A 14,246-nucleotide genomic window follows, 5' to 3' on the forward strand; every position below is an offset into this window, starting at 1 on the left:
CGGGCCACCGCCTGGAGGCAGGCGGAGTGCGCGTCATGGGGGCGGCCGAGATGCCGGGCGGAACCGCTCGGCGCCACGCCCTCGCCGAAAGTCGCAGCAACGAAAGTGCGAGCCGGCGGCGCTTGTCGCCAATGGCTTGCGTCTTATGATGCGACGAACTTGAAAGAAGCCGTGTCGGAATGCGACCACGGCACCATGCCGCCCCGAGCCGCCCTCCGGCTCACGCCGACGGCCGAAGTCTGGGGAGACGCCTGATATGACCGAGATGATCTACGACGTGCCGGCCAGCTGGGCCAAGAAGGCCTATCTGAACGACGCCAAGTACAAGAAGATGTACGCGGCCTCGATCAAGGACCCCGACAAGTTCTGGGGCGAGCAGGGCAAGCGGATCGACTGGTTCAAGCCTTACAGCAAGGTCCGCAACGCCAGCTACAAGCCCGGCAAGGTCTCGATCAAATGGTATGAGGACGGCACCACCAACGTCGCCTACAACTGTGTCGACCGGCATCTGCCGACGCGGGCGAAGCAGACCGCGATCATCTGGGAGGGTGACGACCCCTCCGAGTCGAAGAAGATCACCTACGGCCAGCTCTATACCGAGGTTTGCAAGTTCGCGAACGTGCTGAAGGCCAAGGGCGTCAAGAAGGGCGACCGGGTCACCATCTACCTGCCGATGATCCCGGAAGCGGCCTATGCCATGCTCGCCTGCGCGCGCATCGGGGCGATGCATTCGGTGGTGTTCGGCGGTTTCTCGCCGGATTCGCTGGCGAGCCGCATCGAGGATTCCGATTCGAAGATCGTGATCACCGCCGATGAAGGCCTGCGCGGCGGCCGCTCGGTGCCGCTGAAGAAGAACGTCGATGCGGCCGACCCCAAGGTCAAGGGTGGCATCGCGACCGTCATCGTCGTCAAGCGCACCGGCGGCAACGTCACCATGCAGGAAGGCCGCGACGTCTGGTATCATGACGAGGCCGCCAAGGTCTCCGGTCATTGTCCGCCGGTCGAAGTCAAGGCCGAGGACCCGCTGTTCCTGCTCTATACCTCGGGATCGACCGGCAAGCCGAAGGGCGTTCTGCACACCACCGGCGGCTATCTCGTCTATGCCTCGATGACGCATCAATACGTCTTCGACTATCATGACGGCGACATCTACTGGTGCACGGCCGATGTCGGCTGGGTCACCGGCCACAGCTACATCCTCTACGGGCCGCTCGCCAATGGCGCGACGACGCTGATGTTCGAGGGCATCCCGACCTACCCGACGATCTCCCGCTTCTGGGAGGTGATCGACAAGCACAAGGTCAACATCTTCTACACCGCGCCGACGGCGATTCGCTCGCTGATGGGCGCCGGCGAGGAGGCGGTGACCAAGACCAAGCGCAAGTCGCTGCGCCTGCTCGGCTCGGTCGGCGAGCCGATCAATCCCGAGGCCTGGGAATGGTATCACCGCGTCGTCGGCGAGCGGCGGTGCCCGATCGTCGACACCTGGTGGCAGACCGAGACCGGCGGCATCCTGATCTCGCCGCTGCCCGGCGCGACCAAGCTGAAGCCCGGCTCGGCGACGCGGCCCTTCTTCGGCATCCGGCCCGAGATCGTCGACGCCGAGGGCAAGGTGCTGGAAGGCGCGGTCGAAGGCAATCTCGTCATCTCCGAGAGCTGGCCCGGCCAGATGCGCACGGTCTATGGCGACCATAAGCGCTTCGAGGAGACCTATTTCGCGACCTATCCGAACAAGTACTTCACCGGCGACGGCTGCCGTCGCGACGCCGACGGCTATTACTGGATCACCGGCCGCGTCGACGACGTGATCAACGTCTCCGGCCACCGGATGGGCACGGCCGAGGTCGAGTCGGCGCTGGTCGCGCATCCCAAGGTCTCGGAGGCGGCTGTCGTCGGCTATCCGCACGACATCAAGGGGCAGGGCATCTACGCCTATGTCACCCTGATGGCGGGCGAGAACCCTTCGGCCGACCTCAAGAAGGAGCTGGTCACTTACGTCCGCAACGAGATCGGCCCGATCGCCTCGCCGGACCTGATCCAGTTCGCGCCGGGCCTGCCCAAGACCCGCTCGGGCAAGATCATGCGCCGCATCCTGCGCAAGATCGCCGAGGACGAGTTCGGGGCGCTCGGCGACACCTCGACCCTGGCCGATCCGGCCGTGGTCGACGACCTCGTCGCCAATCGCCAGAACAAGCGCAAGGCGGGCTGAGCCTCGAAAGCGACAAGGAGAATGGCCGGATCCGATCCGGCCATTTTTTTGTTTCTCATGTCGCGATTGCCGGGCGGCGGCCGAGGCTGTCGCGAGCGCCTCAGGCGTCCTTCTTGCCGGCCTTGCGGCGAGGCGCCTTGATCTTGCGCCCGTAGAGCTCCAGCCGGTGACGGACGATCTCGTAGCCGAGCTCGGCCGCGATCTTCGCCTGCAGCGCCTCGATCTCGGGCGAGGAGAACTCCACCACGGTCCCGCTCTCGATGTCGATCAGGTGGTCGTGATGGGCCTGGTCGGCGTGCTCATAGCGCGAGACGCCATCCTCGAAGGCGTGACGCTCGATCGCCCCTTGCGTCTCCAGCACCTTCATCGTGCGGTAGACCGTCGAGAGCGAGAGCGTCGGGTCATGGGCGAAGGCGCGGGTGAAGATGCCCTTGGCATCCGGATGGTCGTCGGCCTCGGCGAGCACGCGCAGGATGAGACGGCGCTGCTGCGTCATCCGCAGCCCGGCCTTGCGGAGCTGGCCCTCGAAAGCCTCCACGCGCTGGTCGATTCCCTTCATGGCAGAGAGGTAGCAACGCTGAGAGGCATTTGCAAAAACAGTCTATCGCAAATCGTTTGCAATAGCGTTGACAGATGCAAGTGGTTTGCAATAGCGTTCGGACATGCGCCATCGAACGCTGGAGAAAGCATGTCCCCGCGCCGCCGTTTCCTGAGCCTGATCGCTGCCGCCCCGCTGGCGCTGGGCCTCGCCTTCATTCCGCAAGCCGCACTGGCTCAGCCCGCGCCCGGCAAGCCGCTGCGCGTCGTCACCACCTTCACGGTGATCCAGGACATCGCCCAGAACGTCGCCGGCACAGCGGCGATCGTCGAGTCGATCACCAAGCCGGGCGCGGAAATCCACGACTACCAGCCGACGCCGCTCGACGTGGTCAAGGCGCAGTCGGCCGACCTCGTGCTCTGGAACGGCATGAATCTCGAGCGCTGGTTCGAGCGCTTCTTCGACAATGTGAAGAACGTGAAGAGCGCGGTGGTGACCGAGGGCATCGTGCCGATGGGGATCAAGGAGGGCCCCTATGAGGGCAAGCCCAACCCGCATGCCTGGATGTCGACGGGAAGCGCGCTGATCTATGTCGAAAATATCCGCAAGGCGCTCGCCGCGGCCGATCCGGCCAATGCCGAGACCTATGCGAAGAATGCCGCCGCCTATTCGGCCGAGATCAAGGCAATGGACGCGCCGCTGCGCGCAAGGCTCGACAAGGTGCCGGAGGACAAGCGCTGGCTCGTCTCCAGCGAGGGCGCCTTCAGCTACCTCACGCGCGACTATGGCTGGCGCGAAGCCTATCTCTGGCCGATCAACGCCGACGAGCAGGGCACGCCGCAGCAGGTGCGCCGCCTGATCGATCTCATCCGCAAGAACAAGATCCCGGCGGTGTTCAGCGAGAGCACGATCTCGGACAGGGCCGCAAAGCAGGTCGCGCGCGAGACCGGGGCGAAATATGGCGGCGTGCTCTATGTCGACTCGCTCTCCGATGCGCGCGGGGCGGTGCCGACCTATCTGAAGCTGCTGAAGGTCACCGTCGACACCATCGCCAAGGGATTTGGCCAGTGAACCTGCACCGCCCGGCCGCGCCGCTGTTTGCGGCGGAAGGCGCGCCCTCGATCACGGTCGAGGGCGTCACCGTGAGCTATGCCAACGGCGTCACCGCCGTGAACGACGCCTCCTTCGCGCTCGGACCGGGCACGATTTGCGCGCTTGTCGGCATCAACGGCTCCGGCAAGTCGACGATCTTCAAGACGCTGATGGGCTTCCTGAAGCCGGCTTCCGGCCTTGTGCGGATCGCCGGGCTCGAGGTGCATCGGGCACTGAAGCGCGGCCTCGTCGCTTATGTCCCGCAGGCCGAGGAGGTCGACTGGACCTTCCCGGTGCTGGTCGACGATGTCGTGATGATGGGCCGCTATGGCCATATGGGCTTCCTGCGTCTGCCGCGGCAGGCCGATCGCGACGCGGTCGAGCAGGCTCTGGCCCGGGTCAACATGCTCGACTTCCGCCGCCGCCAGATCGGCGAGCTCTCGGGCGGGCAGCGCAAGCGCGTCTTCCTCGCCCGCGCTCTGGCGCAGGGCGGGCAGGTGATCCTGCTCGACGAGCCCTTCACCGGGGTCGACGTCAAGACCGAGGACCAGATCGTCGGACTGATGCGCGAGCTCCGGGCCGAAGGGCGCCTGATGCTGGTCTCGACCCATAATCTCGGCTCGATCCCCGATTTCTGCGACCAGGTCGTGATCATCAACAAGACCGTACTCGCGGCCGGGCCGACCGAGACCACCTTCACGCAGGACAACCTGCAGCGGGCCTTCGGCGGCGCGCTCCGGCATTTCCGGCTGGAGGGCGCGAGCCTGCACGCCGATGCCGACGACCGCGGCGTCACCGTGATCACCGACGACGAGCGCCCGCTGGTCTTCTATGGCGAGCGCGACCATGAGAAGCCCGCCGCCGGTCGTAAGGACGAGCAGCCATGATGGAGCTCCTGCTCGAGCCTTTCGGCTACCAGTACATGGTCAAGGCGATCTGGGTCTCGGCCCTGGTCGGCGGGGTCTGCGCCTTCCTCTCCTGCTATCTGATGCTCAAGGGCTGGTCGCTGATGGGCGACGCGCTGGCGCACGCTATCGTGCCCGGTGTCGCACTCGCCTACCTGATCAAGGTGCCCTATGCCGCCGGCGCCTTCTTTTCCGGTCTGCTCGCGGCGCTCGCCATGGCGCTGGTCCGGGTGCGCACGCAATTGCGCGAGGATGCGGTGATCGGCATCGTCTTCACCACCTTCTTCGCCATCGGCCTGCTGATCGTCTCGATCAACCCGACCTCGGTCAACGTCCAGTCGATCGTGCTCGGCAATATCCTCGGCATCTCCGACGAGGATGTCATCCAGGTTGCGATCATCGCGCTGGTCTCGCTCGCCATCCTTCTGGCGCGCTGGAAGGACCTGATGCTGGTCTTCTTCGACGAGAACCATGCCCGCAGCGTCGGGCTGAACCCGCTGAGGCTGAAGATCCTGTTCTTCGTGCTGCTCAGCGCCTGCACGGTCGCGGCGCTGCAGACGGTCGGCGCCTGTCTCGTCATCGCCATGGTGGTGACGCCGGGCGCGACCGCCTACCTTTTGACCGACCGCTTCGGCCGGCTGATCGCGATCGCGGTCACGATGGGCGTCACGACGTCGGCGGTCGGCGCCTATGCCAGCTACTTCCTCGACGGCTCGACCGGCGGACTGATCGTCGTCTTCCAGACCCTGCTCTTCCTCGCCGCCTTCGTCTTCGCGCCGAAGCATGGCCGGCTGGCGGCGCGGCGGGCGGCAAGCGCGAGGGCTTCCGCATGAACCTGCTCGAAACCTGGCTCTTCGCCCCGTTCGTGCACGAGTTCATGCAGCGTGGCCTGATCGTCGCGGTGATGGTCGGCGTGGTCTGCGCCGTGCTCTCCTGCTTTCTCGTTCTCAAGGGCTGGTCGCTGATGGGCGATGCGGTCTCGCATGCGGTGCTGCCCGGCATCGTGCTCGCCCATATCGCCAGCCTGCCGCTGGCGCTCGGTGCCTTCGCCGCCGGGCTCGGCTGCGCCTTCGGCATCGGCTATCTCAAGGAGAACAGCCGGGTGAAGGAGGATACGGTGATGGGCATCGTCTTCTCCGGCATGTTCGCGCTCGGGCTGGTGCTCTTCGTCAAGGTCGACAGCGACCAGCACCTGATGCACATCCTGTTCGGCAACATGCTCGGCGTGACCTGGGCCGACATCGCCGAAACCGCGCTGATCGCGCTGCCGGTCACCGCCATCATGCTGCTGAAGCGTCGCGACTTCCTGCTGCACGCTTTCGATCCCGCCCATGCCCGCGCCATCGGCCTGCCGGTCCGGGCGCTGCATTTCGGCCTGCTTGCGCTGCTTGCGCTGACCATCGTCGCGGCCCTGAAGGCGGTCGGGATCATCCTGGTCGTGGCCATGCTGGTGGCGCCGGGCGCGATCGGCTACCTGACCAGCCGCCGCTTCGACGTGATGCTGCTGGTTGCGATCGCCTCGGCGACCCTGTCGAGTGTGCTCGGCACGATCCTCAGCTTCCATCTCGATGCCGCGACCGGCCCTTGCATCGTCGTCGTCCAGGGCGGGTTCTTCGCGCTGGCACTGGCAGCCAATCTCTGGCGGGCGAGCCGGCGCCGGATGTCCTCCGTCGCTCACGGGGACTTCACGAAAGCGTGAACGACGGGAATAATCCTCCGGCTGGGGCGTTGGGCATCGGCCGGCATTCACTCGCCGGCCTTCGAGGAGCGTGTGAACCATGGCCGAAACCGATCTCGACCGGCGCCGCCTGCTGCGCGGTGGCCTGTTCGGATTGCCCTTGCTCGCCGTCTTCGCGACGGTGATCGGCAGTGCGCCGGCACGGGCGGACGATGACGACGACGATGATGATGACGATCGTCGCAGCCGCCGGCGCCGCTACTGGCGGGAGCGGGAGCGCGAGCGCCAATATTGGCGGCAGCGCGAACGTGAGCGCTATGATCGCCGGCGCCGCTATTATGATGACTATGACGATTGAGCGCCGTCGCCTCCCCGTCTTGAGCAGGGGGCACCAGGCGATCAGGCGATAACGCCGGCGTTCTGCAGGGCGGCGAGGCGTTCAGCGGCGAGCCCGAGCTCGGCTGTGAGCACCTCCCGGGTATCCTGGCCGAGATCCGGCGGCAGACGGCCGACCGGGGCGCGCTCGCCGTCGAGCCGGTAGGGCGGGGCGAGCACGATGCCGGCGCTGCCGTCTGGCCGCTGGCTCTCAACCACCATGCCAGCCTGCCGCGCGCGGGCCGAGCGCAGTGCCTCGTGCAGGCCGAGAACCTCGCCGCAGGGGATCGCATGCGCACTCATCCGCGCCAGTAATTCGGCGCGGGGGCGGGCGCGCAGTTCGGCTTCGATCACCATGATCAGGGCGGCGCGGTGCACGGTGCGCTGCAGATTGGTGCGGAAGCGCTCATCCTCGAGCAAATCGGGACGCTCGATCACCTGCCGGCAGAAGCGCTCGAACTGGGCATTGTTGCCGACGGTGACGACGAGCGCGCCATCGGCCGCCTCGAACACCCCATAGGGCACGATCGAGGGATGGGCGTTGCCATAGCGCGGCGGGTCCTCGCCGAGCGCCAGCGCCTCCAGCGCGTAATAGGCGCCGATGGTCATGCCGGAATCGAACAGAGCGAGCTCGACATGGCGGCCCTTGCCGGTGCGGCCGCGCTGGACGAGCGCGGCGAGCACGGCCTGCGCCGCATATTGCCCGGTGAAGAGATCGACGGCGGCGACGCCGAATTTCAGCGGCGGCTGGGTCGGCTCGCCATTCAGCGCCATCAGCCCGGCCTCGCCCTGGATCACGAGGTCGTAGCCCGGTCGCGTTGCCTCCGGCCCGTCCGAGCCATAGCCGGCGATCGAGCAATAGATCAGCCCGGGATTCTCGGCGCTGAGCCCGGCATAGCCGAGGCCGAGCCTGTCGGCGCCGCCGGTCTTGAAGTTCTGGATCACGACGTCCGACTTCGCCGCCAGCGCGCGGACGATGGCGAGGCCCTCGGGCTGGGCGAGGTCGACGCCGACCGAGCGCTTGTTGCGGTTGACGCTGTTGAAATAGCAGGTGTTGCGGCCGCCGACGCGGATGCCCCAGTCGCGGGTGTCGTCGCCGCGCAGGGGATGCTCGATCTTGATCACCTCGGCGCCGAGATCGCCGAGCACCTGGCCGCACCAGGGGCCGGCAAGGATGCGCGAGAGATCGAGCACGCGGATGCCGGCAAGCGGCAGGTCGAGTTCGCTCATGAGCCCATCACGCCTTCCAGGCTGGCGGCGAAGGCGATCAGGCGCGGGCGCACCTCATCGAGCAGGAAGCCTTCGTCGAGGATGACGGTCGGCGCACCGCAGTTGATCGACATCGGCGGCAGGCCGCCGCCGGGGCGGAAGCCGACCGCGATCGAGCTCACCGTCGGCTGCCACTCGCCGAAGGAGCGCACGCAGCCGGTCTCGCGATATTCCGCCAGGGCCCGCTCGACGCCTTCGCGCAGGCGCGGCCAGGCGGTCTCGTCGACCGAGCGGACATCTTCGAGGATCGCCTCGCGCTCGGCCTCGTCGCAGATGGCGAGATAGGCTCGGCCCATGGCGCTGCGGCAGAGCGAAAGCCGCGAGCCGACATCGATGTTGAGCGCGATCGCGGCCTCGCCGCGGCAGCACTCGACATAGCGCATGCCGAGCCGGTCGCGGACGCCGAGGCCGACCGAGGCGTTGGAGAAGGCGGCGAGCTCGCGCATGCCCGGCCGGGCGATGCGACGCACGTCGAGCCCGGCGAGCGCCGTGGCACCGAGCGCGATCGTCGCGGTCCCGAGCCGGTAGCTGCCGCTTTCCGGCATGGCCTGGAGATAGCCGAGCCGCGTCAGCGTATGGGTCAGACGCGAGACCGTCGAGCGCGCGAGGCCGCAGCGCCGGGCGATCTCGGAATTGGCGAGCGCCTCCTCCCCGCGCCGGAAGCAGGAGAGCAGCTCGAGCCCGCGCGCCAGCGCCGTGACGAAATGCCGGTCCTCGCTCGCGGCCGCGCGGGCCGGCCGCCCGGGCCTCGCACGCAGCTGAGGAGCGGACGCGGGCATCGCCTCAGCGCTTCATCAGGAAGGCGGCGAAGGCGGCCTGCGCTTCCGCCGACATCAGGCGCTCGCCGAAATGGCGGGCTTCGGTGGCGATGGTCTCGGCGGTCGCGGCGGCGCTGCCGCGCTTCAGCAGCATCTTGGTCAGCGCGACCGATTGCGGCGGCAGGGCGGCGAGCGCCTTCGCCTTCTCGATCGCCAGCGGCAGCGCCTCGCCGGCTTCGGTGACGGCGTTGAGGAGACCGGCCTCCTGCGCCACCTCCGGGCTGAAGACCTCGCCGAGCATCAGGAGTTCGGCGGCGCGCTTGGAGCCGGCGATCAGCGGCAGGAGATAGCTCGATCCGCCCTCCGGACAGAGGCCGAGCGCGACGAAAGGCAGGCGGAAGCTCGCGCCCTTGCCGGCGAAGGCGAGGTCGCAATGCAGCAGCATGGTCGTGCCGATGCCGACGGCGAAGCCCTCGACCGCGGCGACGATCGGCTTCTTCGTGGTCGAGATCGCGCCGAGGAAGTCGATGGCGACGCGTGCCCCGACGCCGGTGGCGGCCGCGGCGGCGAAATCCTTGATGTCGTTGCCGCTGGTGAAGCAGCCGCCGGCGCCGGTCAGGACGATGGCGCGCACGCCCGCATCGGCATCGGCGGCGGCGAGCGCATCGATCAGGCCTTGATAGGTCGCCCGGTCGAGCGCATTGCGCCGGTCCGGCCGGTTCATGGTGATCTGCCGCACGCCCTCGGCAACGTCTTCGCTCAGCACCGTCTCGGTCATTGTCCTGTTCTCGTTTTCAAGGGGCGGGCAGGGCCGCGTACGTCCGGCGGCCGCGTTGCGGTATCGGTCAGAGCAGGCGGGCTCTCGCCTCATCGTATTCGCTCTTCAGGCGGGCGATCACCTCGGCCACCGGCGGCGCGTCGTCGATCAGGCCGACGCCCTGACCAGAGCCCCAGATGTCGCGCCAGGCCTTGGCCGAGCCGGAGCCGAAGCTCATCTTGCTCTTGTCGGCATGGGGCAGGTCGTCGGGGTCGAGCCCCTGCGCCGCGATGCTCGGCTTGAGGTAATTGCCGGGCACGCCGGTGAAATAAGGGGTGTAGACGATGTCGGCAGCCGAGGCCCCGACGATCATCTCCTTGTAGCCCTCGGCGGCGTTCGCCTCCCGGGTCGCGATGAAGCGGGTGCCGATATAGGCGAGGTCCGCCCCCATCGCCTGCGCCGCCAGGATGGCGCCGCCGCTGGCGATCGCGCCCGACAGGATGATCGGCCCGTCATAGAAGCGCCGGACCTCGCCGACCAGAGCAAAGGGCGACAGCGTGCCGGCATGGCCGCCGGCGCCGGCGCAGACCAGGATCAGCCCGTCGACGCCGGCCTCCAGCGCCTTTTCCGCATGGCGGATCGTGGTCACGTCATGGAAGACGAGGCCGCCATAGGAATGCACCGCCTTGACCACGGCATCGGGCGCGCGCAGCGAGGTGATGACGATCGGCACCTGATGGCGGACGCAGGCTTCCATGTCGTGCTGGAGCCGGTCGTTAGAGGCATGGACGATCTGGTTGACGGCGAAGGGCGCGATCTTGCGGGCGGGGTCGGCCGCCTTGGCGGCGGCGAGCTCGGCCTTGATGCGCGTCAGCCAGATGTCGAGCTGGTCGGCCGGGCGGGCATTCAGCGCCGGGAACGAGCCGACCACGCCGTTGAGGCATTGCGCGATCACCAGTTCCGGGCCGGAGACGATGAACATCGGCGAGCCGATCACCGGCAGCGAAAGCGATTGCGCGAGGCCAGGCGGGAGGGACATGCGGACGGCTCTTGGGCAGGCGGTTGCGGCGGACAGCTTGAACCGACGATGTTCGAGCGGTCGCGGACGGTCAAGCGTTGCCGGCAATAATTCTGCGATGCGGAATGTGTCATGGCTTTGCGACCTGACTCGATGATCGGCGCTTGACAACGCTGTTCGCTGCCGCTCCCTAGCTGGGCCGTTTGCGCAAGAATATTCCGCATTGCGGAATTGAGGCCAAGACCGAGGAGCCAACCGATGCAGACCGTCCGGATCGCCCGCCAAGGTTCCGTCGCGGTGGCGACCATCGATAATCCGCCGGTCAATGCGCTCGGCGCGGCCCTGCGCCGCGATCTCGCCGCGGCGGTGACCGAGGCCATGGCAGATTCTGAGGTCGAGGCCCTGGTCCTCACAGCCGCCGGCCGGGCTTTCATCGCCGGCGCCGATATCAGCGAGTTCGGCAGGCCTCTGGCCCAGCCGATCCTGCCGGAGGTGCTCGATCTCATCGTGAATGCATCGAAGCCGGTGGTCGCGGCGATCCAGGGCGTCGCGCTTGGCGGCGGGCTCGAAGTCGCGCTCGCCTGCCACGGCCGGGTCGCTCTGCCGTCGGCCAAGCTCGGCCTGCCCGAAATCAAGCTCGGCATCATTCCCGGCGCCGGCGGCACGCAGCGCCTGCCGCGCCTGATCGGTGCCACCAAGGCCTTTCCGATGATGCTGTCGGGCGAGCCGGTCGCGGCGCAGAAGGCGCTCGATCTCGGCCTCGTCGACCGGGTGGTCGAGGGAGATCTCGTCGCGGCCGCCGCAGGCTTGGCGCAGGAGCTCGCCGCGAAGGGCAGGCCGCGCAAGACCGGCGAGATCGCCGAAAAGCTGACGCAGGCCGATCGCGAGGCCTTCGAGGCGCTGGCCAAGGACGCGACCGCGAAATCGGGCGACATGCCGAATGCGATGGCGCTGATCGAGGCGGTGCGCGGCGCCTTCACCTTGCCGCTGGCCGAGGGCCTCGCCAATGAACGGGCCCTGTTCGCCAGGCTGGTGGTCGACGAGCGCTCCAAGGCGCTGCGCCATGCCTTCTTCGCCGAGCGCGAGGCGGCCAAGGTCCCGGGCATCGACGACAGCGTCAAGCCGCGGCCGATTGCGCGCGCGGCGGTGATCGGGGCCGGCACCATGGGCGGCGGCATCGCCATGTGCTTCGCCAATGCCGGTATCCCGGTGACGCTGATCGAGACCTCGCAGGAGCAGGTGGAGAAGGGCCATGCCCGTATCCGCGACACCTATGGCTTCTCGGTGAAGCGCGGCTCGATGACCGCGGCCACGCGCGAGCAGCGCATGGCGCTGATCACGCCGGCGGTCGGTATCGCTGCCGCCGCCGAGGCCGATATCGTGATCGAGGCGGCCTTCGAGGAGATGGGCGTCAAGCGTGAGATCTTCGGCGCGCTCGACAAGGTCGCCAAGCCCGGCGCGGTCCTCGCCAGCAACACCTCCTATCTCGACCTGACCGAGATCGCCGCGGCGACGACGCGCCCGGCCGATGTGCTCGGCATGCACTTCTTCAGCCCGGCCAATGTGATGAAGCTGCTCGAGATCGTGCGGCCGGAAGGTGTCGCCGCCGATGTGGTGGCAACCGCGATCGCGCTCGGGCGCCGGCTCGGCAAGGTGCCGGTCGTGGTCGGCAACTGCTTCGGCTTCGTCGGCAACCGCATGCTGGAGCAGCGCACCCGCGCCGCCGAGCGGCTGCTCGTTGCCGGCGCCCTGCCGCACGAGGTCGATACGGCGCTGACCGGCTTCGGCTTCAAGATGGGGCCGTTCGCGATGTCCGACCTCGCCGGTAACGATATCGGCTGGCGCAGCCGCAAGTCGCGCGGCAAGAAGGCGGCCGTGGCGGATGCGATCTGCGAGCGCGGCTGGTTCGGCCAGAAGACCGGCCGCGGCTATTACCTCTATCCGGAAGGCGCGCGCGCCGGGCAGCGCGACCCGGAGGTCGAGGCGCTGATCGCCGATGTCTCGGCGAAGGAGGGCGTCGCCCGCCGCAGCTTCACCAGCGAGGAAATCCTGGCGCGCCTGCTCGACCCGATGGTCAACGAGGGCGCACGCATCCTCGAAGAGGGCATCGCGACGCGTTCCGGGGACATCGATATCGTCTGGCTCACCGGCTACAACTGGCCGGCCTGGCGGGGCGGGCCGATGCACTGGGCCGAGGCCGTCGGCCTCGACGTGATCGTCCGGCGGCTGGAGGAGCAGGCGGCGGAAAGCGGCGATGCCTCGCTCGAGCCGGCGCCGCTGCTGCGCAGGCTCGCCGCCGAGGGCAAGGGCTTTGCGGCGCTGAAGGCGGCCTGATCGAGGGTGCCGTCCCGGGCGACCGTGGCGAGGCGCCGGCCGGTGAGCTCGATCGAAGAATACTGCGTTACGACCATAGAGGATCGCTGAACCCATGACCGAAGCCGTCATCGTCTCGACCGCCCGCACGCCGATCGGCAAGGCTCATCGCGGCGCCTTCAACCAGGTGCGGGGCGCCGACATGGCCGCCCATGCGATCCGTCATGCTATGGCGCGGGCGAAGCTCGAGCCGGAGGCGGTCGAGGAGGTCGTGATGGGCTGCGGCTATCCGGAGGCCGCGACGGGCCTCAACGTCGCGCGCCATGCCGCGCTGGTCGCCGGGATCCCGGTGCAGTCGGCCGGCGTCACGGTCAGCCGCTTCTGCGCCTCGGGGCTGGAGGCGATCGCCCATGCGGCGCGGCGCGTCGTGATGGACGGCGTGCCGGTCGCGGTCGGCGGCGGCGTCGAGTCGATCTCGCTGGTGCAGCCGGTGACGAGGCGCGATCTCGCCATGAACGACTGGCTCATCGCCAACAAGCCCTCGATCTACACGACGATGATCGAGACGGCCGATAATGTCGCGCAGCGTTACGGCATTTCGCGCGAGGCGCAGGACGCCTTTTCGCTGGAAAGCCAGCGCCGCACCGCGGCGGCCCAGCAGCGCAGGCTCTTCGACGACGAGATCGTGCCGATGAGCGCGGTGATGGCGGTGACCGACAAGGCGACCGGCGAGGTCCGCCAGGAGGAGGTGACGCTGGCCAAGGACGAGGGCAACCGGCCGGACACGACGCTGGAAGCGCTCGCCAAGCTGAAGCCCGTGCGCGGCGAGGACCAGTTCATCACCGCCGGCAATGCCAGCCAGCTTTCGGACGGCGCCTCGGCCAGCGTTGTGATGTCGGCGCAGGAGGCGAAGCGCCGCGGGCTGGAGCCGCTCGGCATCTTCCGGGGCTTCGCCGCTGCCGGCTGCGAGCCCGACGAGATGGGCATCGGCCCGGTCTTCGCGGTGCCGCGCCTGCTCGAGCGCAACGGTCTCAAGGTCTCCGACATCGATCTCTGGGAGCTGAACGAGGCCTTCGCCTCGCAGTCGCTCTACTGCCGCGACCAGCTCGGCATCGATCCCGAGAAGGTCAACGTCAATGGCGGGGCGATCGCGATCGGCCACCCCTTCGGCATGAGCGGGGCGCGGCTCGTCGGCCATGCGCTGCTGGAGGCCCGCCGGCGCAAGGCGCGTTACGCGGTCGTCACCATGTGCGTCGCCGGCGGCATGGGCTGCGCCGGGCTGTTCGAGATCAATCCCGCATAGGATCGTGAATCCCCGCCGTCATCCCGGGCGA

Annotated in this window: 13 protein-coding genes; 8 read left to right on the forward strand and 5 right to left on the reverse strand. The window is 68.1% G+C overall.

Annotated elements, in window-relative coordinates; genetic code table 11:
* Positions 1-256: 256 nt before the first annotated feature.
* The gene (gene acs, locus AC1REK_RS15190; RefSeq protein ID WP_492269409.1) at positions 257-2,209 is read left to right on the forward strand and encodes an acetate--CoA ligase; all 1,953 of its coding nucleotides are present in this window, start codon (positions 257-259) and stop codon (positions 2,207-2,209) included.
* Positions 2,210-2,309: 100 nt separating this feature from the next.
* On the opposite strand, the gene AC1REK_RS15195 is transcribed toward acs, so the two are convergent.
* Positions 2,310-2,768 carry a Fur family transcriptional regulator gene (locus AC1REK_RS15195; protein ID WP_327520839.1) on the reverse strand — a complete coding sequence of 153 codons (459 nt, stop codon included), beginning with the start codon at positions 2,766-2,768 and terminating at the stop codon, positions 2,310-2,312.
* 129 nt (positions 2,769-2,897) lie between these two features.
* On the opposite strand from AC1REK_RS15195, the gene AC1REK_RS15200 reads away from it, so the two are divergent.
* The 5 genes from AC1REK_RS15200 (at position 2,898) to AC1REK_RS15220 (ending at position 6,780) form a co-directional block, all read left to right on the forward strand.
* The gene (locus AC1REK_RS15200) at positions 2,898-3,818 is read left to right on the forward strand and encodes a metal ABC transporter substrate-binding protein (RefSeq protein WP_492269408.1); all 921 of its coding nucleotides are present in this window, start codon (positions 2,898-2,900) and stop codon (positions 3,816-3,818) included.
* Positions 3,815-4,726, forward strand: coding sequence for a manganese/iron ABC transporter ATP-binding protein (locus AC1REK_RS15205; protein WP_492269407.1), 912 nt, complete (start codon positions 3,815-3,817; stop codon positions 4,724-4,726). The genes AC1REK_RS15200 and AC1REK_RS15205 overlap by 4 nt, the downstream gene beginning before the upstream one ends.
* Positions 4,723-5,577 (forward strand): metal ABC transporter permease, encoded by an 855-nt coding sequence (locus tag AC1REK_RS15210; RefSeq protein ID WP_492269406.1) that lies wholly within the window; start codon positions 4,723-4,725, stop codon positions 5,575-5,577. Before AC1REK_RS15205 ends, AC1REK_RS15210 begins: the two co-directional genes overlap by 4 nt.
* Positions 5,574-6,443, forward strand: a complete 870-nt coding sequence (locus AC1REK_RS15215) for a metal ABC transporter permease (RefSeq protein WP_492269405.1) — start codon at positions 5,574-5,576, stop codon at positions 6,441-6,443. Before AC1REK_RS15210 ends, AC1REK_RS15215 begins: the two co-directional genes overlap by 4 nt.
* 79 nt (positions 6,444-6,522) lie before the next feature.
* Complete coding sequence (locus tag AC1REK_RS15220; protein ID WP_492269404.1) at positions 6,523-6,780, forward strand: hypothetical protein; 258 nt, start codon at positions 6,523-6,525, stop codon at positions 6,778-6,780.
* A 41-nt stretch (positions 6,781-6,821) separates the two neighbouring features.
* Here AC1REK_RS15220 and AC1REK_RS15225 read toward each other — a convergent pair whose 3' ends face one another.
* From AC1REK_RS15225 to AC1REK_RS15240, 4 genes are all read right to left on the reverse strand, one after another.
* Positions 6,822-8,027 carry a CaiB/BaiF CoA transferase family protein gene (locus AC1REK_RS15225; protein WP_492269403.1) on the reverse strand — a complete coding sequence of 402 codons (1,206 nt, stop codon included), beginning with the start codon at positions 8,025-8,027 and terminating at the stop codon, positions 6,822-6,824.
* Positions 8,024-8,845, reverse strand: coding sequence for an IclR family transcriptional regulator (locus tag AC1REK_RS15230; RefSeq protein ID WP_492269402.1), 822 nt, complete (start codon positions 8,843-8,845; stop codon positions 8,024-8,026). Before AC1REK_RS15230 ends, AC1REK_RS15225 begins: the two co-directional genes overlap by 4 nt.
* A 4-nt stretch (positions 8,846-8,849) precedes the next feature.
* The gene (locus AC1REK_RS15235) at positions 8,850-9,602 is read right to left on the reverse strand and encodes an enoyl-CoA hydratase-related protein (protein WP_316019384.1); all 753 of its coding nucleotides are present in this window, start codon (positions 9,600-9,602) and stop codon (positions 8,850-8,852) included.
* A 67-nt stretch (positions 9,603-9,669) separates the two neighbouring features.
* Positions 9,670-10,620, reverse strand: coding sequence for an NAD(P)H-dependent flavin oxidoreductase (locus AC1REK_RS15240; protein ID WP_492269401.1), 951 nt, complete (start codon positions 10,618-10,620; stop codon positions 9,670-9,672).
* A gap of 237 nt (positions 10,621-10,857) precedes the next feature.
* Between AC1REK_RS15240 and AC1REK_RS15245 the strand changes: the two genes are divergently transcribed.
* Together AC1REK_RS15245 and AC1REK_RS15250 are read left to right on the forward strand one after the other, a co-directional pair.
* Entirely contained in the window at positions 10,858-12,933 is a 2,076-nt protein-coding gene (locus tag AC1REK_RS15245; protein WP_492269400.1) for a 3-hydroxyacyl-CoA dehydrogenase NAD-binding domain-containing protein, read from the forward strand.
* A gap of 94 nt (positions 12,934-13,027) precedes the next feature.
* Positions 13,028-14,215: an acetyl-CoA C-acyltransferase gene (locus AC1REK_RS15250; RefSeq protein ID WP_492269399.1), complete on the forward strand. Its 1,188-nt coding sequence runs from the start codon at positions 13,028-13,030 to the stop codon at positions 14,213-14,215.
* Positions 14,216-14,246: the final 31 nt, after the last annotated feature.

The organism is Allobosea sp. GW823-FHT02B03 (assembly GCF_058797755.1).